We start from the raw sequence: 20673 nt of genomic DNA on the forward strand, positions 1-20673 counted from the left end.
ATGAAATCGGCTTTCAATCGATCCATACTTGCGTTCGCGGCGATTGCGCTGCTGGCGGGGACAACCTTCGCCAATGCACAGCAACAAACCGACAAGAACCGGGCGCTGAAGAAGTACGAATCCGGCACCAAGGAATTCTGGACCCATCCGCCGGATGACTGGTTCCTCGGCGACGAGACCGACGCGCAGAAGGGCCTTGCTCCGCCGTCCGGTCCGCCGACCGGCGCATCCGACGCCGAACTCGCCACCATGATGAAGAAGATCAAGCTGCCGCCGGGCTTCAAGATCGAGGTCTATGCCTCGAACGTGCTCGCGGCGCGGCAGATGGCCTGGGGCGACAAGGGCACGCTGTTCGTCGGCTCGTTCGGCCTCGGCAACGTCTATGCGATCAAGGACAACAACGGCAAGAAGGAGGTCAAGACCATCCTGAAGGGCCTCAACATGCCGACCGGCCTCGCGTTCCGCGACGGCGCGCTCTATGTCATCGCGGTCGACAAGCTGATCCGGTACGACAATGCCGAAGCCAATCTCGACAATCTCGGCAGCGGCAAGGTGGTGTATGACGACATGCCGTCGTATGCGGCGCATGGCTGGAAATACATCGCCGTCGACAAGGACGGCTGGTTCTACATTCCGTTCGGACCTCCCTTCAACATCGGCATCCCGCCGACCTCGGTGTCGCAGATCCGCCGCGTCGATCCCAAGACCGGCAACGCGGAAATCTATGCGCTCGGCGTGCGCAACTCGGTCGGCGGCGACGTCGACCCGCGCACCGGCAAGTACTGGTTCACCGAAAACGCCCGCGACTGGATCAGCGACGATCTGCCGAGCGACAAGCTCAACATGATCTCGAAGATCGGCGAGCACTTCGGCTATCCCTACTGCCACCAGGGCAATTTGCCGGACACCAAGTTCGCGATGGGTCACAAGTGCTCGGAGTTCACCCCGCCGGTGTACAATCTCGGCGCCCACGTCGCTCCGCTCGGCATGAAGTTCTATACCGGCAGCCAATTCCCGGCCGAGTACAAGAACAGCATCCTGATCGCCGAGCACGGCTCCTGGAACCGGCACAAGTACCAGGGCGGCCGCATCGTGAAGATCACCGCGAGCCCCGACGGCAAGAACGCCAAGCAGGAGATCTTCGCCGACGGCTGGATCCAGGGTGACCAGGGCTATCTCGGCCGTCCCGCCGACATCCTGCTCGACAAGGATGGCTCCATCCTCGTCGCCGACGATTGGGCCGGTGCGATCTATCGCATCAGCTACAGCAAGAAGTAACGGTTGAAGGCAGCGGGGCTGCGGTGGCCTTCGAGGCGGCTGCAGCCCCGTTTGCTTGGTTTGGCAAGCTACGGAACAGACTCGTCATGCCCGGACTTGATCCGGGCATCCATCCAAACAAAAACCCTTCTGCAAGCCAGATGGATTGCCGGGTCAAGCCGGCAATGACGTCAGGAGAAAACTGGCAATGCGTATCGCGTCCCTCGGAATCCTGTTCGCGTCGGCAATCGCGATGACATCTTTTGCGGAGGCCGCCGACGTCGCTGCCGGCAAGGCGAAGGCCGAAATCTGCGCCGGGTGCCACGGCGACAACGGCATCTCGCAGACCGAGAATATTCCGTCGCTCGCCGGCCAGCTCGACCAGTTCATCCAATGGCAGCTGGTGTTCTTCCGTGCCGGTGCGCGCAAGAACGAGCAGATGCAGCCGATCGTCGAGCAGCTCAACAATGACGACATCCGCAATCTCGGCGCCTATTTCGCCTCGCTGACGCCGTTCAAGGGCGGCAAGGATGACAATCCGGAATTGTCCGAGAAGGGCAAGCAGGCCGCCGCCGGCCGCCGCTGCGCCTCATGCCATGGCGACACGTTCGCCGGCACCAAGGCCGTCGCCCGCATCGCTGGCCAGCGCGAGGAATATCTCGTCAAGGCGCTGCACGACTACAAGTCGGGACAGCGCTCCGGCGGCGCGCAGGCGGCGATGGCCGATGTGGCGTATCCGCTGAGCGACGAAGAGATCACCGCGCTCGCGCATTATCTCGCGCATCTGTGAGGGAAGCATAGGACGCGCGATCTTCACCCTCCCCTGGAGGGGGAGGGTCGGGTCGCATTGAGCGTAGCGATATGCGATCCGGGGTGGGGTGATCTCTCCACTCGAGCAGTGCCGATGTGGCGAGACTGTCACCCCGCCCCGCCGCTCATTTCATTCGCGTCGACCCTCCCCCTCCAAGGGAGGGTGAAGGCTAGCCAGCCCGCTGCTTCTCATACGCCTTGAGATGCGTGTAGGCCGTGCGCAGCTTCGGCACCGGGATCTTGGCGGCATCGGCGCGCACGATCAGGTCGCCGATCACGTGATCGGCTTCGACCGGCAGCCCCGCCTTGATGTCGCGGAACATCGATGCGGTCATCGGCGAGCCTTCGGTGGTCAGGAGCCCGCGGGTGCGCTGGAAAAACGGGCCACCCGGCATGTGGCCGGCGTCGGCCGCGATCGCACTGCATTCGTCGAGGATGCCGAGCAGGAAATCCTTGCCGCCGGGCGCGGCCAGGATGTTGCCGACCGAGGTCCGCATCAGGCTGGTGGAGGCGGCGAGTGACGCCAGGAACACCCACTTCTCCCACATGTCCTGCATGATGTGATCGCTTGCGGCCGCGCCGTTGATCGCTGAGAAAGTGTCCGCGATCGCGCCCACCCGGTCCGACAGGCCGCCGGCGCGTTCGCCGAAAGCGAGCGACTGCATCGGCTGCAGCTGCACCACCTCGCGCTTCTCGTTCAGCGTCGCGGCGATCGCGCAGAGACCGCCGAGCACATGCTGGGCGCCGAATGTCTTGTCGAGCGCATCGAGGTGCAGCATGCCGTTGAGCAGCGGGATGATCGCGGTCTTGTCGCCGACCGCTGGCGCAAAGGACTTGATCGCATCCTCGAGGTCGAACGCCTTGCAGCTCAGGAGCACGACGTCGAACTTGTCCGACAGTTTATCGGCCTGCACGGTCGGCGGATTGCTCAGCGTGACATCGCCGTTCGGGCTCTTGATCACGAGCCCGGCGGAGGCGAGCTCGGAGGCGCGGCGAGGCCGGACGAGAAAGGTCACGTCGCGGCCGGCCTGAAGCATCCGGCCGCCGAAATAACCGCCGATCGCACCGGCGCCGACCACGAGAACGCGCATGGGAATTTGTCCTTGTTTGTTGTTGCCCGGGAAGCGAGCGAAGAGCGAATGGGGAGTGTCGATTAGATAAGGATGCCGTTCGATTATTCGCTACCCGCAATTGAGCATTCGCTCATCTCACTTTCCCGACACCAGTTCCTCGACTTCGCGCAGCTGCTCCTTGCCGAAGAAGATCTCGTTGCCGACGAAGAAGGTCGGCGAGCCGAACGCGCCGCGCTCCACGGCGGCCTGGGTGTTGGCGATCAGCTTGGCTTTGACATCGGCGTCCTGGGCGCGGGCGAACAGTTTGGCGGCGTCGAGGCCGGAGGCGGCGATGGCTTTGCCGGCGACTTCCGGGTCGTCCATCTTCTTCGGCTCGACCCACATGTGGTGGAAGGCCGCTTCGATGTACTTCTCGAACACGCCCTCGAGCTGGGCGGCGACCGCCGCGCGCATCAGGTTCAGCGTATTGACCGGGAAGAACGGGTTCCAGGTGTAGGGCTTGACGTTGAAGCGCTTGAGGAAGCGCTCGGTCTCGATCTTCATGAAGTCCGGCTTGTTCTTGACGCCGGCCAGCGTCTCGGCCGGCGACTTGTTGTTGGTGGCCTTGAAGATGCCGCCGAGCAGGATCGGGACGTATTCGAACTTGACGCCGGTGCGTTTCTCGATCGCCGGGATCGCCTCGTGGCTAAGGAAGGCGTTGGGGCTGCCGAAATCGAACAGGAATTGCGGATTCTGGCTCACGGCGGTCTCTCCCTCGGCCTGTCTGGTTTGGGCTTGTTTGGCATTTCTCTAGCATGGACCTGCTGCCGCAGGCGCCATCAGGAGAATATGATACTCATCATGTGAGCCGCGGCGCGCGATGTCAAATCAGCCGCTTGATGGTCTGCTTGCGCCATACCAGGGCGTAATAGGCCATCTGCAGCAGGAACATGGTTGCGAAGGTGGCGGGATAGGCAATCCAGATGCCGCTGATGCCGATGGCTCGGCTGAGCAGGATCGCGACCGGCACCTCGACCAGCGCCATGGCCAGGATCGAGATGAACAGCGGCATCCACACCGTGCCGCCGGCGCGCATCGCGCCCGAGAACACCGTCGCCATGCCGAACAGCACCATGCTCCACAGCACGATGTAGAGAAGCTGCTGGGCGAGCGCGAGCACAGCGCCATCGACGATGAAGAAGCCCATCAGCGGCCGCGCGAAGAGATAGCCGAGCACCACGAGTCCGCCGGTCAGCGCCAGATTCATCTCGATCCCGGTGCGGACGATGGCGCCGACCTGGCGCGAGTCGCCGCGGCCGATCGCCTGCGCGCCGAAGATCGACACGGATATTGCGATCGAGATCGCCGGAAACTGCACATAGCTGATCACCTGGTTGACCGCGCCATAGGCGGCGGTGGCGTCCGAGCCGAAGCCGTTGACGAGGCCGAGCAGCACCAGTTCGGCGAGCGAGACCACCACCATGCCGATCGCGGTCGGAATGCCGAGCCGCAGCACGATGCGCAGCAGCGCGCCGTTCGGCCGCATCGCGCGCAGGAATGCGGCGTCGAAGGCCAGCGGATGCTTGTGCCGCAGCATGTGGATATGCAGCCAGAGCAGCGTGACGACGCCCGAGACCGCGGAGGCGATTGCGGCACTGGCGACGCCCAGCATTGGCAGCCCGAGCCAGCCGCGGATCAATGCGGGCGTCACCACAAGGCCGACGACGGTCGAGACCGTCAGCGCCAGCAACGGCGTCATGGTGTCACCGACGCCGCGCATCATCGCCGCGAGCAGCAGGAATGCGAAGGTCACCGGCATCGTGATCATCATGATCCGCGCATAGGACACCGCGGCATCGAGAACGTCAGGCGGCGTGGCGAGCGCGATCAGGAGCGGGCGGGCGAACAGGCCGCCGAAGATCGCAATCGCGAGCGCCAGCATCAGCGTCACGGTCATGGTCGTGCCGGCGACCGCCTTGACCCGGTCGGGCTCGCCGGCGCCCCAGGCCTGGCCGATCATGACCGATGCGCCGGCGCTCAGGCCGATCACGAAGGAGATGAAGAAGAACATCACCGGAAAGAACCCCGACGCAGCGGCGAGCGCGTCGACACCGATCATCTGGCCGAGATAGATGCCATTGATGGTGCCGAACAGCGACTGCAGCACATTGCTCAGCAGCATCGGCGCCAGGAACGACAGGAAAGCTTTGCGTAGAGAAGGAGGCTTGGACACGTTCAACTTCCAAAAATTGGCTAAGCACCTGGCTGGTGCGTCTTAGGTCGGGCGGCACGCTCGCTGCACCTCTCCCGCTTGCGGGGGAGGCCGGATCGCATCTTAAGATGCGATCCGGGTGGGGGCTCTCTCCACGCAAGCAAAGAGTATCCCTAGCGGTGAGACCCCCACCCCGGCCCTCCCCCGCAAGCGGGAGAGGGAGCGCAGCTCACTCGCGGTTGGTCGTCGATACTAGGTTCATCGACGGCTAGTCCGCTTGATCGCTATAGGCGAGCTTGATCGCGTGGTCGCGGATGTCGGCCGGCCAGTCTGCGATCAGCGTCGCAAAGCGCCGCCGGTCGTGTGCGAACAGGGCGCGGATCGCGTCCTCGTAGTTTGGCCGGTTGCCCCCCATCGTTGTCATGAAGCGATAGGCGGCATCCTGTGCGCTGCGCGTGCGGTCCTTGTCGCCGCTTGTGCGCCGCGCCTCGTCGATCAGCTTGCGAAGCGCGACCGATGCGCCGCCCTTCTGCTGCGCGAGCCAGTCCCAATGGCGCGGCAACAGCGTGATCTCGCGCGCGACGACGCCAAGCTTCGGCCGTCCGGGACCGCGCGGGGCGGTCGGCGTTGCCGGCTCCTCGTCGCGCGGAGGCGCGAGCTTCGGCAGCCGCGCCAGCACGTCGTCGACCGAGCCGCGGAAATCGATATCGACCAGCGCCGAGGTACGGCCGTTGAACACCAGGACCGCGGCATCCTTGCGCCGGTCGAGCAGCTGCTTGGCGGCGCGCGCGACCTCCGCGAGGTCACCGGCCCCGATGCGATGCTCGCCTTCGAAGGCGACATAGGTAGGATTCATGGTAGACCTCTTCGATTGCGCGACGTATTGCCCGGGTGATTTCCAGCAAGCGCGGCGCGTGGATCTCGACTTTCCTGTTCCCGGCCGGCACCAAACGCCGTCCGATTGCGCCGATATTTCAGAGGACGCCCATGCTGACGGTTCATCATCTCAACAATTCCCGCTCGCAGCGCGTGCTGTGGCTGCTCGAGGAATTGGGCGTGCCCTACGAGATCGTGCGCTACCAGCGGCAGCCCGACATGCGGGCGCCGAAGGAGTTGCGCGCGATCCATCCGCTCGGCAAGTCGCCGGTCGTCACCGACAACGGCAACACGATCGCGGAATCCGGCGCGATCCTCGAATACATCATCGCGACCTACGGCAAGGGTCGCCTGATCCCGCCGGCCGATACGCCGGATTGGCTGCGCTACACCTATTGGCTGCACTACGCCGAGGGTTCGGCGATGACGCCGCTGCTGTTGAAGCTGCTGTTCACGCTGATGCCGAAGCGCGCGCCGGCGCTGCTGCGGCCGCTGGTGCGCAAGGTCTCGAACCAGGCGCTGTCCACGCTGGTCAATCCGCAGATCAAGCAGCACATGGCCTATTGGGAAGGCGAGCTCGGCAAGAGCGAGTGGTTCGCCGGCAACGAGTTCTCCGGCGCCGACATCCAGATGAGCTTTCCGGTCGAGGCGGCCGCCGCGCGCGGCGGGCTCGAGGACGGCCATCCCCGGTGCGTCGCTTTCCTGGAGCGCATCCACGCCCGCCCGGCCTATGCGCGGGCGCTGGAGAAGGGCGGGCCGTACGAGGTTGGCCGCTAGCATCTCGGTCATCGCGGCAACTCGACTAGCGGCAGCAGCCGTGAATCCGCCAGCGCCGCGGTGCGGTGTCCGATGCCTGCGAGATAGGCCTCCGCCACCGCGAAGGCGAGGAATGCGCCGCGGCTCTTCTGCCGGATCAGCATTGCGCGGTCCCAGCGCTCGCCCTCGGGTCCGATCAGGAACGAGCCGCCTTCACCCATGAACAGGATGTCGCCGCCACTCTTCCGCAGATGCGGCAGCGTGTGGGCGACATAGCGGTCGTAGGCTTCCGCACCCGTCACCGGCTGCGGCGGAGCCAGCTCCGGGCTTTGCGAATAGTCGGCGATGTCGCGGAAGCGCAGCAGGTTGAGCATCACCAGTTCGCCGGTGATCGTGCGCTGGGCGAAGTCGCGCCCGGTATTCCAGGTCGGCTCCAGATGGCAGGCGGTGTCCATGTCAGCTCGTCCGATTGGCTTTCGATGGCGAAGTTTTACCCGGGTGTAATTGCTTTGTCAATAATACCCGGATATAAATAGTGGACCGACCCGACAGGAGCCGCCATGAAGACCGAGGACCGCAAGCTGGCCATCGCCGACTACAAGAAACGTGCTGCCGTCGCCGGGGTGTTCGCGATCCGCTGCCGGGCGACCGGGGAGGTCTGGGTCGGGCAGGCGCTCGATCTGGAGAAAATCCAGAACCGGATCTTGTTCACGCTGCGGATGGGCAGCCACCGCAATGCCGAATTGCAGCGCGCCTGGTCGGCGCATGGCGCGGACAATCTCTCGCTCGAAACGCTGGAGCGCATCGAGGACGAGGAGCTCGCCTATGTGCGCGACACGCTGCTCAAGGAGCGCGTGCAGCATTGGTGCGCGCAGCTCAACGCCTCGGTTGTCTAGATTAGCGCGACGTCTGCGCTCCGCCGGCCGACGGCAGGGCCTGCACGATGACGCCGGGTGGCGGCACGTCGTCGTCGGGCACGAAGAAATCCGACATCAACGGCACCGAGGCATCGACGCGATAGCGCTCGAAGTCGCGCACGCCGTTGGCGTAGAGCACCTTGTCGTCGATGCAGAAATTGCCGGTGAACTCGCGCGATGGACGGGTGACGATCGCATAGGCCGCGTCGCCCATGATCTCGGGCGTGCGGCTCGCGCGCATCATGGCGTCGCCGCCGAGCAGATTGCCGACCGCGGCGGTTGCGATCGTGGTCCGCGGCCACAATGCGTTGACGGCAATGCCGGCGGATTTCTGCTCGCCGGCCAGCCCGAGCACGCACATGCTCATGCCGAACTTCGCCATCGTGTAGGCGGTCGAGTGCTCGAACCACTTCGTCTTCATGTCGAGCGGTGGCGACAGCATCAGGATGTGCGGATTCTCCGCCTTCTTCAGATGCGGGATGCAGTATTTCGACACCATGAAGGTGCCGCGGGTGTTGATCCCCATGATGAGATCGTAGCGCTTCATGTCGGTTGCCTGCGAGGGGGTCAGGCTGATGGCGCTGGCATTGTTGACGCAGACGTCGATGCCGCCGAATTCGGCGACGGTAGCTTCGATCGCCGCCATCACCTGCGCTTCGTCCCTGATGTCGCATAGCACCGGCAGCGCCTTGCCGCCGGCGGCGCGAACCTCGTCGGCGGCGGTGTAGATCGTGCCCTTCAGCTTCGGATGCGGCTCGGCGGTCTTCGCCGCGATCGCGACATTGGCGCCATCACGCGCGGCGCGCAGCGCAATCGCAAGCCCGATGCCGCGGCTCGCACCCGAGATGAACAGCGTCTTGCCTTTGAGCGATGTCATGAGAGTGGCCTCCAGTTAGGGACGCACCATTGTCAGGCTCCCTCTCCCCTTGTGGGAGAGGGTTGGGGGTGAGGGGTAAGCCACATACACCGCCTTCGCGGCCACCCCCCTCCCTAGCCCTCCCCCACAAGGGGGAGGGAACGACGGTATGTCGCCGCTCGCGCAGCCGTTACAGCGCTACCCACCCGCATGCAGCACGCGCCCGCGCGTTTCCGGCAATGCGTAGGCGGCGATGAAGAACACGGCATAGGCCGCCACCGCGAAGATCGCGATCGCGTTGGCGAGCGTCGTGGTGGTCGAGAGCGCACCGACCAGGAACGGAAACAGCGCGCCGACGCCGCGGCCGAAATTGTAGCAGAAGCCCTGGCCGGAGCCGCGCAGCCGGGTCGGATAGAGCTCGGTCAGGAACGCACCCATGCCGGAGAAATAGCCTGAGGCAAAGAAGCCGAGCGGGAAGCCCAGCACCCACAGCACCTCGTTGGAGAGCGGCAATTGGGTATAGAGCAGCACGATCGCGATGGCGCCGAGCGAGAAGATCAGGAACAGATTGCGCCGGCCGATCCGGTCGGCAAGCCAGGCGCCGACCAGATAGCCGATGAAGGAGCCGATGATCAGCGTCGCGAGATAGCCGGTCGAGCCGACCACCGAGAGCTTGCGTTCGGTGGTGAGGAAGCGCGGCACCCAGAAGGTGATGGCGTAATAGCCGCCCTGCATGCCGGTGCCGACCAGCGAGGCCAGCAGCGTGGTCTTCAGGATCGGCCCCTGGAAGATCTCCCACAATGCGGCGGGCCCGGTGCCGGATGCCTGCTGCTGCGCCATCGTCGCGGCGGAAATCTCAGGCTCGGTGACATAGCGGCGCAGATAGAACACCAGCAGCGCCGGCAGCGCGCCGATCACGAACATCCAGCGCCAGGCGTTCTCTGGCGGCAGGATCGAGAACAGGATCGCCTGCGCCAGCACCGCAAGGCCCCAGCCGATCGCCCAGCCCGACTGCACCGAGCCGACCGCGCGCCCGCGATATTGCGGCCGGATCGCTTCGCCGATCAGCACCGCGCCGGCCGCCCATTCGCCGCCGAAGCCGAGACCGAGCAGCGCGCGGGCGATCAGGAGCTGGTCGAAATTCTGTACCACGGCGCAGACCAGCGAGAAGAACGAGAACCAGATGATGGTGAGCTGTAGCGTCTTGACCCGGCCGATCCGGTCGGAGAGATAGCCGCCGAGCCAGCCGCCGACGGCGGAGGCCAGCAAGGTCACGGTGCCGGCGAGGCCCGCGGTGCCGGGGTCGACCTTCCACAGCGTGATGATGGTGCCGATGACCAGCGGATAGATCATGAAATCCATGCCGTCGAGCGTCCAGCCCGAGGCGCAGGCCCAGAACGTGCGCCGCTCCGGCAGGTTCATGTCGCGATAGAAGGCGAGGAGGCTGGTGTCCTCGATCTCTGCGACTTCGATTGATTTGGATTCGGCCGTGCTCATGCGCGTTCCCCGGAGAAATCATTCACCGGCTGTTTGCGACCCGCGGCCGGAGTTGCGCGGACCGCCAATCTATCGCGATGTTGCAGGCCGGGCAAAGCCGCGTTTGCCCTCTAGCTCTTTAGTTTGAGCATGATCTCGGCGCAAACGTTTCGCGTTTGTCGCGGGAAAACCGCTTCGCACTTTGCGCTGCCGCGGCCGTACCGGTCCGGATCAAGCTCTAGTACCCAGCCGCCTCGGAGCCGCGCGTGCGCGGATCGGGTGCGCCGAGCAGACCGCCGGTCGTGACGACGATCGAGTTCGCGGAGGAGTAGCCGAGCGGCTCGACCGGCTTGTGGCCCTTGGCGCGCAGCTCGGCGAGCACCTCGTCGGGAAAGCCGCGCTCGATCCGGACCTCGTCGGGTAGCCATTGATGATGCATGCGGGGCGCGGCGACCGCGGCCGCGATGTCCATCTTGTAGTCGATGACGTCGACGATGATCTGCGTCACCGCGGAGATGATGCGGCTGCCGCCGGGCGATCCCGTCACCAAAACGGGCTTGCCGTCCTTGAGCACGATGGTCGGCGACATCGATGACAGCGGGCGCTTGCCGGGCCCCGGCAGATTGGCTTCGAAGCCGACCAGGCCGAAGGCATTGGAGGCGCCGGGCGCCGCGGTGAAATCGTCGAGCTCATTGTTGAGCAGCACGCCGGTGCCGTCGGCGACCAGGCCGACGCCGTAGGGGAAGTTCAGCGTGTAGGTGTTGCTGACGGCGTTGCCGTTGGCGTCGACCACCGAATAATGCGTGGTGTTGTCGCCCTCGTGCGGTTGCTTGGCGTTGCGCACATCGGTCCAGGGCGTGGCGCGGGCAAGGTCGATGGTGGCGCGCTGTCGGGCGGCATAATCCTTGTCGATCAACAATTGCGTCGGTGCGTCGACGAAGGCAGGGTCGCCGAGATAACGGGCGCGGTCGGCATAGGCCCGCTTCATCGCCTCGATCATGACATGCAGCGAGGCCGCCGAGCCCTGCTTTATGTCCGACATCGGAAAGCCTTCGAGGATGTTGAGGATCTCCAGCAGCACGACACCGCCGGAAGAAGGTTGCGGCATCGAGACGATGTCGTAGCCGCGATAGGTGCCGCGGATCGGGCTGCGGATCACCGGCTGGTAGGCCTTCAGATCCTCGAGCGTGAAGATGCCGCCGGCATTCCTGATCCCGCTGACAAGCTTCTCGGCGACCGCGCCCTCGTAGAAGCCGCGCGGTCCCTGCTCGGCGATCGCGCTCAGCACGCCGGCGAGATCGCCCTGGATCAGGCGGTCGCCCTCATGCAGCGGCGTGCCGTCGGCGTGCGAGAAGGTCTTGGCCGAGTTCGGCCAGCGCGACATGCGGCGATACATGTCCGCCAGCGTGTCCGATGTATCGTCGGTGACGATGAAGCCGTCGCGGGCGAGGTCGATTGCCGGCTTGATGATCTGCGCCAGCGTGAACTTGCCGGAGCCGTATTTCTCCAGCGCCAGCGCGAGACCGGCAACCGTGCCGGGTACGCCGATCGCGAGCGCGGAATTGCGCGACTTGTCCGGATCGGGCTTGCCGTCGGCATTCAGGAACATGTCGCGCGTCGCGGCCTTCGGCGCGGTTTCGCGATAGTCGATTGCGACGTCTTCATTGCGGCCGGCGAGATGGATCACCATGAAGCCGCCGCCACCGATATTGCCGGCGCGCGGATAGGTCACCGCCATCGCAAAGCCGGTGGCGACCGCGGCGTCGACGGCGTTGCCGCCTTGCCGCAGGATGTCGGTGCCGACCCGCGCCGCCAGCTTCTCCTGCGCCACCACCATGCCGTGTTCGGCGTGAATGCTTTGAATCGTATTGTTGGCAGAGGGCTCGTAAGCGCGACGTTGCACCTGGCCTAAGGCCGGTGTCGCGATGCCGATCATCAGGAGAGCGGCAAACAGCCGTCGCGACATCGTTGCTGTCAGCGCCATCGAAATGTCCTGCCCTGTTCATCGCCGTATCAGCAAACCGGCCCATGCTATATGGGAACGGATTGAAGCGGCAAAAGCCTGCCTGTGGTTCGAGTTGGGGAATATCTTTCGCGATGACGGCAACAATGCAGACGGGCACCGAACATGCGAAGGCCTATCCGGGTCGCGCGGCTGTCGTCAGCTGGATCTTCTTCGACTGGGCCGCGCAGCCTTATTTCACGCTGATTACGACCTTTGTGTTCGCGCCCTATTTCGCGAGCTTCATCGCGCCCGATGCCGCGAGCGGGCAGGCGCTGTGGGGCTTTGCCACCGCGGCCGCGGGACTTGCGATCGCGCTGCTGTCGCCGGTGCTGGGTGCGATCGCCGATGCCAGCGGCCGGCGCAAGCCGTGGATCGCTGTTTTCGGCGCGCTGCTGGTGATCGGCTCGAGCGCGATGTGGATCGGCAAGCCCGGCAATCCCGACATCATTCCCGCGCTGCTGCTGGCCTATGCGATCGCGAGCGTCGGCGTCGAGTTCGCGACCGTGTTCAACAATGCGATGATGCCGACGCTGGTGCCGCCCGACCGGATCGGGCGGCTGTCAGGCACCGGCTGGGCCACCGGCTATGTCGGCGGCATCCTGAGCCTTGTGCTGGTGCTCGGCTTCCTCGCCGCCAATGCCGAGACCGGCCGCACGCTGTTCGGCTTCACGCCGCTGTTCGGTCTCGATCCCGTCATGCATGAAGGCGATCGCATCACCGGGCCGCTGACCGGGCTGTGGTTCATCATCTTCGTGACGCCGATGTTCCTGTTCACGCCGGACTATCCGGCGAAACGGCCGATGCGCGAGGCGCTCGGCGAAGGTCTGCGCGAGCTCAGGGAATCATTGGTCAGCCTGCCGAAGCAGAAGTCGCTGGCGCGGTTTCTGCTGGCGAACATGATCTACACCGACGGGTTGGTCTCGCTGTTCGCGTTCGGCGGCATCTATGCCGCCGGCACGTTCGGCTGGGACACGATCCGGATCGGCACCTTCGGCATCATCTTGGCAGTTGCCGGGACGTTCGGCGGCTGGCTCGGCGGCAAGCTCGACGATGCGTTCGGACCGAAACGCGTGATCACCGGCAGCCTTGTGATCCTGCTGTTTGCGATCGTCGTGATCCTCACCGTGAACAAGGATTCCATCCTGTTCATCCCGGTCGCGCCGCCGGTGCCTGGCGGCCCCCTGTTCGCGGGCGCCGCCGAGCGTGCCTACGTCGTGCTGGGCTGCCTGATCGGCGCCACCGGCGCGCCGCTACAGGCAGCCTCGCGCTCGCTGCTGATCCGGCTGGCGCCGAAGGATCGCATCGCGCAGTATTTTGGACTGTTCGCGCTGACCGGAAAGGTGACGTCGTTCATCGGCCCGCTGTTGATCGGCGCGATCACGGCAGCAACCGCGAGCCAGAAATACGGCATGGCGGTGCTGGTCGGGTTTTTCGTGGTCGGGCTGGTGTTGCTGGCGAAGGTGCGGGAATAGCCACCGCCGTCGTCCCGGCGAAGGCCGGGACCCATAACCACCGGCCAAGCTTGGTGAGGGATAACTAACCCCAGCGCGCCTTCGATAGATCACGCGGTATGGGTCCCGGCCTTCGCCGGGACGACGATGCCGAGAGCTTAGTGCCTGAAATGCCGCACGCCGGTGAACACCATGGCGATGCCGTGTTCGTCGGCGGCCTTGATCACCTCGTCGTCGCGCATCGAGCCGCCGGGCTGGATCACTGCGGTGGCGCCGGCCTCGATGCAGGCCAGCATGCCGTCGGCGAACGGGAAGAATGCGTCGGAGGCGACCACCGAACCCTTAGTCAGTGGTTCCGCGAGCTTCAGCTCGGCCGCCGCATCCAGCGCCTTGCGCGCTGCGATGCGCGCGGAGTCCACGCGGCTCATCTGGCCGGCGCCGATGCCGACGGTGGCGAGATCCTTGGCATAAATGATGGTGTTGGACTTGACGTGCTTGGCGACGCGGAAGGCGAATTTGAGATCGCGCAGCTCGGCGTCGGTCGGCGCGCGCTTGGTTGCGACCTTCAGATTCATGTCCTCTACGACCGCATTGTCGCGGCTCTGTACCAAGAGGCCGCCGGCGACGGTCTTGGCGGTGAGGCCGAGCGCGCGCGCATTCGGCAGGCCGCCCGCGAGCAGCAGGCGCAGATTGCGCCGGCCGGCGATGATCGAGATCGCCTCCTCGGTCGCATCGGGCGCGATGATCACCTCGGTGAAGATGCCGATGATGGCGCGCGCGGCGTCCGCATCGAGCTTGCGGTTGACCGCGATGATGCCGCCATAGGCCGAGGTGGAGTCGCAGGCGAGCGCGCGGGCATAGGCGGTGGCGAGATCCGGACCCTCGGCGACGCCGCAGGGATTGGCGTGCTTGACGATCACGCAGGCCGCGGTGCGTTGCGGGTCGAACTCGCCGACGCATTCATAGGCCGCGTCGGTGTCGTTGATGTTGTTGTAGGACAGCTCCTTGCCCTGCAATTGCCGCGCGGTCGCAACGCCCGGCCGCTTCTCCGGCGTGGCATAGAACGCCGCGGTCTGGTGCGGGTTCTCGCCGTAACGCAGCGACTGGATCAGCCTGCCGCCGAAAGCGCGGAAATCCGGCGCCTTGGTGTCGAGCTGCACCGCAAACCAGTTCGAGATCGCGGCGTCATAGGCCGCGGTGCGCGCATAGGCCTTGGCGGCGAGCCGGCGGCGCAGGCCGAGCGAGGTCGCGCCCTTGTGCGCGGCGAGCTCGTCGAGCACGGCCTGATAGTCATTCGCCTCGACCACCACGGCGACGTCGTCATGGTTCTTGGCCGCGGCGCGGATCATCGCGGGGCCGCCGATGTCGATGTTCTCGATGCACTCCTCGAAGCCGCCGCCTTTGTCGACGGTGGCCTCGAACGGATAGAGATTGACCACCAGAAGGTCGATCGGCGCGATGCCGTGCGAGGCCATCGCCGCGGCGTGTTCCTTGTTGTCGCGGATCGCGAGCAGGCCGCCATGCACCTTCGGATGCAGCGTCTTGACCCGGCCGTCCATCATCTCAGGGAAACCGGTGAGCTCGGAGACGTCCTTGACCTTCAGCCCGGCCGCCGCGATCGCCTTGGCGGTGCCGCCGGTCGACACCAGCTCGACGCCATGGTCGGAAAGCGCCTTGGCGAAATCGATCAGTCCGGTCTTGTCGGAAACGGACAACAGAGCGCGGGTCACGCGGCGAAGCTGTTCAGTCATATCGGAAAATCCCTGGCTGTTAAGGCAGCCGGGTAGCATGGTTTTGTGCGGCACGAAACCGGTCTCCGGGGCCGATTCCCGGGAATCTATCCCCGTCACCCTGAGGAGCGCCAACGGGTCCGCGCGAAGCGCGGCCCGATGACAGGCTCCGCGCGTCTCGAAGGGTCGACGGCCACCAGCCGGGCCGTGCATCCTTCGAGACGCCGCTTCGCGGCTCCTCAGTATGACGGTCTAGGGTCTGTCCTACAGCGGCAGTTCCGGCTCGCGGCGGGCGTTGCGGCGGGCGTTGGTGGCGGTGGCGGAGGTCGAGGAGCGCACGAAGCTCCAGCGGATGGTGGCAGCCTGCCTTGCGTCCTGCCGGATCACGATCTGGGAGGTGCGGCGCGGGCCGTCATTGCCGGCGAGGAACACGCTGTCCTCGAGATCGACCTTGTCGTCCAGCGCCTCGAAGGTCCAGACGTCGCGGTTGGGCAGCACCAGCATCACGCCGCGGGCGTCCGACAGCCGGCTCGCCTTCACCGAGGGGTGCAAGTGGAAGCGCAACGCGAAATCGGCCTCGCTGCCCTTGATGCGGCCGCCCGGTGCCGGCGACAGCGAGTCCTCGCCCTCCATCCGGGTGCCGTCCTGGGCGATCATCAGCACGCGGCGGTGGATCACGCCGAAGCGTGAGAGATAGCCGTCATGCGAGGCGGTCAGCACATCGCCGCCGGGGATGGCCTCGCGGTAGCTCTCGACATTGCTCGGCCCGCTGGTGACCGGCGCGCCGCGCAACAGCCGCTTCATCGCCGACAGCTCGACGAACTGGCACGACGAGGTGTCGCGATAGGTCAGCGTCGAATGCGCCGCGGTGGAGCGTGCGAACGGCCGCCAATTGTCGCGCCCGGTATTCGGCATGCCGCAATTGACGACGATGCGGCTGACCCCGGAGGACAGCTCGAACGACAGGCAGCCCGCATGTGCATCCTGGCTGACGCTGGCCGGCGGCGGCGGACCGGTATCGATGATCAAGGTGGTGTTGCCGGCATCGAGGCGCTGGAAGCCGCTATGCGGCATGCTCGACATCGGCACGCCGCGGGTGTCGTCATAGGCGAGCAGCGTCGCGACGAGATCGGACGGCGCGGTGCTCATGCCGTTGAACAGCGCGAAGCTGCCGTCGCCATGGCGGAAGAAGCGCAGCATCGGCATCATGCGGTCGATGGCGTTGAGCAGCGCCGGCGGCGGCGCGATATTTCGCGCAGCAAAGGTCTGCCGTAGCGGCAAGAGATCGCTGAGCAATTCGACCAGCGCGCCGGGACTGCGGGAGATGTGGCCGCCGTCGGGCAGGATCTGGCGCTGCAATTCGTCGGACAGCCTGCGCGTGGCGGACTTGATGTTGCGCGCCTGGTTGGCGAGGCAGAGCGAGGCGTAGCACAGCGCGATCAGGACCTGCAGGCGCGGAACGCCGTCATTGTCGAGCGTGGCGTGGCGCAGATAGCGGATCTCGCGCGCCAGCCCGCGCAGATATTTGCGGTAGAATTTTCCGTCGGTGTCGCCGAGCACCAATGGCGCCTGCGACAACAGCGAGATCACCCGCCGCGCGCGCACGTCGGCGCGCCGCTCCAGCGGCCGCTTGCGGGCCTGGTTGGAGATCCAGTCGTCGACCAGCGAGCGGGCATTGGCGCGGGTCAGCGCGGTGTCGGCGGCGCGCAGATGGCGCAGCCAGCCGAAACCGAGCAGGGCGGCTTCCCAATCCTCCGACGGCGGTTCGAGATCGAAGATCGAGCGGCCGTGGCAGGTGACGATCTTGCCGGCGAAAACGAATCGCCCGGCATATATCTCGGCCGCGCGGGTGGCGTCGGCGGTGCGGAGGTCATGCGGCGCGATGATCAGCCGGTCGGTGCGGCCGGGCCAGAGCCGCGACAGCGCAACCGTGCTCCCGCTGGCGCGCGCCATTATGCTGCGGGCAAAGCGGCCAGCAATCAGCGTCGAGATGCGTCTGCTTTGAGCGACCGACACGCCTAACCTTGCGGGGAGGGAATTTTCAACGAATCCTTATTTAATCCGGAAACGCGGCCAAGACACCCTCTTGATATCCAAGATGCCCTCTTGATACCGCGCGAATCACTTCGAGCTTAGAAGACTGAAGTTTAAAATCAGGATTTGACCAGCCGGGCGGCGTAAAAACCGTCCAGCCCGCCGAGCCGCGGGTCGGCGTTGGGCAAATGGCTGGGCAGGGTACGCAGATCGCCGTCTGCGGTGATGATGTCGGCGAGGCCGGCAACCTCGTCCTTCTCGACCGGCGCACGGCGCAGGCCTGATTCGCTCGCCAGCAGCGCGGCAATCGCGTGCTCGCCTTCCTCCGGCTCCAGCGAGCAGGTGCAGTAGACCAGCGTACCGTCGGGCTTCAGCAGATTGGCGGCCTTATGCAGCAGCCGCTTCTGCAGCGCCGTCAATGCGGCGATGTCGCCTTCCTGGCGCAGCCAGGCGACGTCTGGATGGCGGCGGATGGTTCCCGTCGAGGTGCAGGGTGCATCGACCAGAATACCGTCAAAGCTCGCGGCCTCCGCCGGCCATTCGGCGGCGTCGGCGACAACCGTCTCGGCTTGCAACTCCAGCCGCGTGAGGTTGTCGCGCAGCCGCGCGACCCGCGCCGGCGAGCGGTCGACCGCGGTGACGCGTGCGCCGGCCAGTGCGAGCTGGGCGGTCTTGCCACCGGGCGCCGCGCAGAGATCGGCGATCGCCTTGCCCTTGATGTCGCCGAACAGGCGCACCGGGAGGGCTGCGGCAGCGTCCTGCACCCACCATTGGCCTTCGGCAAAGCCCGGCAGCATCGTGACGGAACCCTGCAGCAGCGTGCGCACGGTTCCCGTCGGCAGGATCTCGCCATGCAGGCGGCCCGCCCATTGCGGCGCGTCCGATTTCACCGTGAGATCGAGCGACGGCTCGTGACCGAGCGCCAGCGCCATGTCGCGCGCGGTGGCTTCACCGTAATGCGCGTTCCAGCGCGCCAGCATCCATTGCGGCAGGTCCAGCGTCTGCGGGCTGATCTCGTCGATCAGGCCCTGGCCCTCGCGCGCGCAGCGACGCAGCACGGCGTTGACCAGTCCGGCATATTTCGCCGCGCGTCGGTCCGACTGCACCAGCCGCACCGAGAGATCGACCGCGGCATGGTCAGGCACGTCCATCCAGAGGATCTGGGCGGCGCCGATCAGCAGCGCGCTCTGCGCGCGCGGTGCATCGGTCGGGACGCCGCGGTCGAGCAGCCGCGACAGCAAATGGCCGAGTGTGCCGAGCTTGCGCAGGATGGTCGACACCAACCGGCGCATCAGCGCGCGGTCGCGATCGGCCAGCGATTTCAGCCCGGGATGCGCGCCGGCGCCGTCGAGTTGATCGTCCAGCGTGCGGTGCTTGTGCAGCACGCCATCGAGGATGTCGGCCGCGATACGGCGCGCCGCGAGACCGGGGACTTCGGCAGGGACTGCAAATCTTGAAGGAGGCATGGAGCGGAGATATCTCGAAGGTGCTGAGTTACGTTCGGCTCATGCCATCAACTCGAAAACACCTCTGGCATGCGAATATGCCAAATGTAAGAATCGCTTTGCAGGATTTCTCGATCGTGATGCCGTCACTGAGCCAAGTCAGAGATACGAAACTCGCAGGCAGAAAGTTTTGCCGAGAAACGTTCGCCAAGAAGGCCCGCTATGTCTGAGAAATCGTCATCGCCATCGTCGCCGGAACCCGCGCCGCGCAAGCCGCTGACGCCGGCCGCGCAGCGCGCGCTCGCCGAGGCCGCGGCGCGGCGCCAGGCTGCCGAGGAGGCCGCCGCAAAGGATGCGGCCGCGCGGCCGAAGGAATTCCAGGGCCCGAAGGGACCGGAACCGACGCGTTACGGCGATTGGGAGACCAAGGGCATCGCCTCGGACTTCTGAGAGGTTTTGGAGTGTCTTGCCTGACCGTTCGACTCAGGCCAGTCTGGGAATATGTCCCCATACGAGAGAATAAATCCTTATCGTGGGACGGGACGTCCGCCCTTCCGCCGCTCACCTTGGGGCCGCCGTGTCTCGGCAGCGCTGCCGTGGGTGTTCGTGCTCGGCATTGCCGTCGGCAGCACATTGCCGATCCGCCAATATGTGCCTCAATGGATCCCCGTGCCGTCGCACTGGTCGTTGAGCCGGTCGCGCGATGCCGAATTGATCCGGCAGCGGGCCGGTGCGCCCGACGCGCGCCATGCTGTTGATGTCATCAGGACGATCGACGGCGACACGTTCGAGGCGCGCGTGCATCTCACGCCGGGGCCCGATCTGTATACGCGGGTCCGGCTGCGCGGCATCGATGCGCCGGAGCTGAAGGCGTCCTGCGCGCGCGAACTGCAAATGGCGCAGGCAGCCACGGTGGCGCTGCGCGATCTGCTAGGCCAGGGCGATGTCGCGATCTACAATATCGGCCCAGACAAGTATCAGGGCCGCGTCGTCGCCGATGTCGCGACCAGGAAGACCGACAACGTTTCGGCCGCGCTGCTCGCGGCGGGTCATGCGCGCGCCTACAATGGCGGGCATCGCTTCGGCTGGTGCGGAGGTTTCGCGCGCTGAGTAACAGCGTCGCGGCCGCGGCCATGCCGAACGGCCAAATAAAAAGCCGCGCATCCGCGCGGCTTTTCTTTCGGTGAAGAGCCGTGCGCAATCAGCGGGTGACGACGACCGTCGTGCCGACCGAGACGCGCTGATAGAGATCAGTAATGTCGGGATTCAGCATGCGGATGCAGCCGTAGGAGACGAAGCCGCCGACCGAGCCCGGCACGTTGGTGCCGTGGATGGCGTATTCGCCGCCGGCCAGCGTCATCGCGGCGACGCCCATCGGATTCGCGGGTGAACCGCCTGCGATCACGTTCGGGATGCTCGGCTTGTCGCGCTTGACCTCGGCGGGCGGCGACCAGGCCGGGTTGCGATACTTGCCGTCGATCCGGGTGGTGCCGGCCCACTGCTTGCCGGACTTGCCGACGCCGACCGGGTAGCGCATCGCGTGACCGGAATCGAGAATGAGATAGAGCCGCCGTTCGTTGGTCTTCACCACGATGGTGCCCGGCTCATAATTGTCGGCGTGTATTCCGACCATTTCCGGCCGCGCTTCGGCCGTCTGCGACATCACAACAACAGCACCAAGGGTGGCAGCCAGCGCCACCGCAAACTTCATCGACATCAACCTCTCCACTTCCCAACAGCTCCGGTGAAGGAGCCAAAAACGAAGGTGCAGAGCCCTGAAAAAACCGGGCCTGCCG

Annotated in this window: 19 protein-coding genes; 7 read left to right on the forward strand and 12 right to left on the reverse strand. The window is 65.6% G+C overall.

The features are described 5' to 3' along the window. Both ACE103_RS00240 and ACE103_RS00245 read left to right on the forward strand, forming a co-directional pair. Positions 1-1278 (forward strand): sorbosone dehydrogenase family protein, encoded by a 1278-nt coding sequence (locus tag ACE103_RS00240; protein ID WP_223971211.1) that lies wholly within the window; start codon positions 1-3, stop codon positions 1276-1278. A 187-nt stretch (positions 1279-1465) separates the two neighbouring features. Then, positions 1466-2047, forward strand: coding sequence for a c-type cytochrome (locus ACE103_RS00245; protein WP_375777881.1), 582 nt, complete (start codon positions 1466-1468; stop codon positions 2045-2047). 190 nt (positions 2048-2237) lie between these two features. Here ACE103_RS00245 and panE read toward each other — a convergent pair whose 3' ends face one another. The 4 genes from panE to ACE103_RS00265 form a co-directional block, all read right to left on the reverse strand. Next, positions 2238-3158 (reverse strand): 2-dehydropantoate 2-reductase, encoded by a 921-nt coding sequence (panE, locus tag ACE103_RS00250; RefSeq protein WP_375777882.1) that lies wholly within the window; start codon positions 3156-3158, stop codon positions 2238-2240. Positions 3159-3275: 117 nt separating this feature from the next. Next, a complete protein-coding gene (locus ACE103_RS00255; protein WP_375777883.1) occupies positions 3276-3881 on the reverse strand; it encodes a 2-hydroxychromene-2-carboxylate isomerase in 606 nt (201 codons plus the stop codon). A 121-nt stretch (positions 3882-4002) separates the two neighbouring features. Next, on the reverse strand, positions 4003-5358 hold the full coding sequence (locus ACE103_RS00260) for an MATE family efflux transporter (RefSeq protein ID WP_375777884.1): 1356 nt from the start codon (positions 5356-5358) through the stop codon (positions 4003-4005). Positions 5359-5599: 241 nt separating this feature from the next. After that, positions 5600-6187 (reverse strand): DUF2239 family protein, encoded by a 588-nt coding sequence (locus ACE103_RS00265; protein WP_375777885.1) that lies wholly within the window; start codon positions 6185-6187, stop codon positions 5600-5602. A 131-nt stretch (positions 6188-6318) separates the two neighbouring features. On the opposite strand from ACE103_RS00265, the gene ACE103_RS00270 reads away from it, so the two are divergent. After that, positions 6319-6984 carry a glutathione S-transferase family protein gene (locus ACE103_RS00270; RefSeq protein ID WP_375777886.1) on the forward strand — a complete coding sequence of 222 codons (666 nt, stop codon included), beginning with the start codon at positions 6319-6321 and terminating at the stop codon, positions 6982-6984. An 8-nt stretch (positions 6985-6992) separates the two neighbouring features. Here the strand turns inward: ACE103_RS00270 and ACE103_RS00275 are convergent, their stop codons facing one another. Further along, positions 6993-7418, reverse strand: coding sequence for a DUF1330 domain-containing protein (locus ACE103_RS00275; protein WP_375777887.1), 426 nt, complete (start codon positions 7416-7418; stop codon positions 6993-6995). A 105-nt stretch (positions 7419-7523) separates the two neighbouring features. Here ACE103_RS00275 and ACE103_RS00280 point away from each other — a divergent pair, with 105 nt between their 5' ends. Beyond that, on the forward strand, positions 7524-7859 hold the full coding sequence (locus ACE103_RS00280; RefSeq protein WP_375777888.1) for a GIY-YIG nuclease family protein: 336 nt from the start codon (positions 7524-7526) through the stop codon (positions 7857-7859). Position 7860: 1 nt separating this feature from the next. Here ACE103_RS00280 and ACE103_RS00285 read toward each other — a convergent pair whose 3' ends face one another. The 3 genes from ACE103_RS00285 to ggt all read right to left on the reverse strand — a co-directional run bounded on the left by ACE103_RS00285 (position 7861) and on the right by ggt (position 12196). Then, complete coding sequence (locus tag ACE103_RS00285) at positions 7861-8757, reverse strand: SDR family oxidoreductase (RefSeq protein ID WP_375777889.1); 897 nt, start codon at positions 8755-8757, stop codon at positions 7861-7863. A gap of 177 nt (positions 8758-8934) precedes the next feature. Beyond that, a complete protein-coding gene (locus ACE103_RS00290) occupies positions 8935-10233 on the reverse strand; it encodes an MFS transporter (RefSeq protein ID WP_375777890.1) in 1299 nt (432 codons plus the stop codon). Between the two features lie 217 nt (positions 10234-10450). Next, entirely contained in the window at positions 10451-12196 is a 1746-nt protein-coding gene (gene ggt, locus ACE103_RS00295; RefSeq protein WP_375777891.1) for a gamma-glutamyltransferase, read from the reverse strand. A 125-nt stretch (positions 12197-12321) separates the two neighbouring features. Here ggt and ACE103_RS00300 point away from each other — a divergent pair, with 125 nt between their 5' ends. After that, the gene (locus ACE103_RS00300; protein ID WP_375777892.1) at positions 12322-13689 is read left to right on the forward strand and encodes an MFS transporter; all 1368 of its coding nucleotides are present in this window, start codon (positions 12322-12324) and stop codon (positions 13687-13689) included. A 137-nt stretch (positions 13690-13826) separates the two neighbouring features. On the opposite strand, the gene purH is transcribed toward ACE103_RS00300, so the two are convergent. From purH to ACE103_RS00315, 3 genes are all read right to left on the reverse strand, one after another. Continuing rightward, the gene (gene purH / locus ACE103_RS00305) at positions 13827-15419 is read right to left on the reverse strand and encodes a bifunctional phosphoribosylaminoimidazolecarboxamide formyltransferase/IMP cyclohydrolase (protein ID WP_375777893.1); all 1593 of its coding nucleotides are present in this window, start codon (positions 15417-15419) and stop codon (positions 13827-13829) included. 243 nt (positions 15420-15662) lie between these two features. Then, positions 15663-17414, reverse strand: coding sequence for a heparinase II/III family protein (locus ACE103_RS00310; protein WP_375777894.1), 1752 nt, complete (start codon positions 17412-17414; stop codon positions 15663-15665). Between the two features lie 137 nt (positions 17415-17551). Next, positions 17552-18898 carry an RsmB/NOP family class I SAM-dependent RNA methyltransferase gene (locus tag ACE103_RS00315; RefSeq protein WP_375777895.1) on the reverse strand — a complete coding sequence of 449 codons (1347 nt, stop codon included), beginning with the start codon at positions 18896-18898 and terminating at the stop codon, positions 17552-17554. 201 nt (positions 18899-19099) lie between these two features. Here ACE103_RS00315 and ACE103_RS00320 point away from each other — a divergent pair, with 201 nt between their 5' ends. Next, the gene (locus ACE103_RS00320; protein ID WP_375777896.1) at positions 19100-19327 is read left to right on the forward strand and encodes a DUF1674 domain-containing protein; all 228 of its coding nucleotides are present in this window, start codon (positions 19100-19102) and stop codon (positions 19325-19327) included. A gap of 51 nt (positions 19328-19378) precedes the next feature. Further along, positions 19379-19987 carry a thermonuclease family protein gene (locus ACE103_RS00325; protein WP_375777897.1) on the forward strand — a complete coding sequence of 203 codons (609 nt, stop codon included), beginning with the start codon at positions 19379-19381 and terminating at the stop codon, positions 19985-19987. A gap of 91 nt (positions 19988-20078) precedes the next feature. Here ACE103_RS00325 and ACE103_RS00330 read toward each other — a convergent pair whose 3' ends face one another. Continuing rightward, on the reverse strand, positions 20079-20594 hold the full coding sequence (locus ACE103_RS00330; protein WP_223971174.1) for a L,D-transpeptidase: 516 nt from the start codon (positions 20592-20594) through the stop codon (positions 20079-20081). Positions 20595-20673 lie beyond the last annotated feature (79 nt).

Source organism: Bradyrhizobium sp. ma5 (genome assembly GCF_042258955.1).
In the GTDB taxonomy this organism is placed as follows: Bacteria; Pseudomonadota; Alphaproteobacteria; order Rhizobiales; family Xanthobacteraceae; genus Bradyrhizobium.

Bases quoted from the DNA above. Each gene is read 5' to 3' on its own strand.
- ACE103_RS00240 (WP_223971211.1), top strand. From the start codon at position 1: ATGAAATCGGCTTTCAATCGATCCATACTTGCGTTCGCGGCGATTGCG.
- ACE103_RS00245 (WP_375777881.1), top strand. From the start codon at position 1,466: ATGCGTATCGCGTCCCTCGGAATCCTGTTCGCGTCGGCAATCGCGATG.
- panE (WP_375777882.1), bottom strand. From the start codon at position 3,158: ATGCGCGTTCTCGTGGTCGGCGCCGGTGCGATCGGCGGTTATTTCGGC.
- ACE103_RS00265 (WP_375777885.1), bottom strand. From the start codon at position 6,187: ATGAATCCTACCTATGTCGCCTTCGAAGGCGAGCATCGCATCGGGGCC.
- ACE103_RS00270 (WP_375777886.1), top strand. From the start codon at position 6,319: ATGCTGACGGTTCATCATCTCAACAATTCCCGCTCGCAGCGCGTGCTG.
- ACE103_RS00275 (WP_375777887.1), bottom strand. From the start codon at position 7,418: ATGGACACCGCCTGCCATCTGGAGCCGACCTGGAATACCGGGCGCGAC.
- ACE103_RS00280 (WP_375777888.1), top strand. From the start codon at position 7,524: ATGAAGACCGAGGACCGCAAGCTGGCCATCGCCGACTACAAGAAACGT.
- ACE103_RS00285 (WP_375777889.1), bottom strand. From the start codon at position 8,757: ATGACATCGCTCAAAGGCAAGACGCTGTTCATCTCGGGTGCGAGCCGC.
- ACE103_RS00290 (WP_375777890.1), bottom strand. From the start codon at position 10,233: ATGAGCACGGCCGAATCCAAATCAATCGAAGTCGCAGAGATCGAGGAC.
- ggt (WP_375777891.1), bottom strand. From the start codon at position 12,196: ATGGCGCTGACAGCAACGATGTCGCGACGGCTGTTTGCCGCTCTCCTG.
- ACE103_RS00300 (WP_375777892.1), top strand. From the start codon at position 12,322: ATGCAGACGGGCACCGAACATGCGAAGGCCTATCCGGGTCGCGCGGCT.
- purH (WP_375777893.1), bottom strand. From the start codon at position 15,419: ATGACTGAACAGCTTCGCCGCGTGACCCGCGCTCTGTTGTCCGTTTCC.
- ACE103_RS00315 (WP_375777895.1), bottom strand. From the start codon at position 18,898: ATGCCTCCTTCAAGATTTGCAGTCCCTGCCGAAGTCCCCGGTCTCGCG.
- ACE103_RS00320 (WP_375777896.1), top strand. From the start codon at position 19,100: ATGTCTGAGAAATCGTCATCGCCATCGTCGCCGGAACCCGCGCCGCGC.
- ACE103_RS00325 (WP_375777897.1), top strand. From the start codon at position 19,379: ATGTCCCCATACGAGAGAATAAATCCTTATCGTGGGACGGGACGTCCG.
- ACE103_RS00330 (WP_223971174.1), bottom strand. From the start codon at position 20,594: ATGTCGATGAAGTTTGCGGTGGCGCTGGCTGCCACCCTTGGTGCTGTT.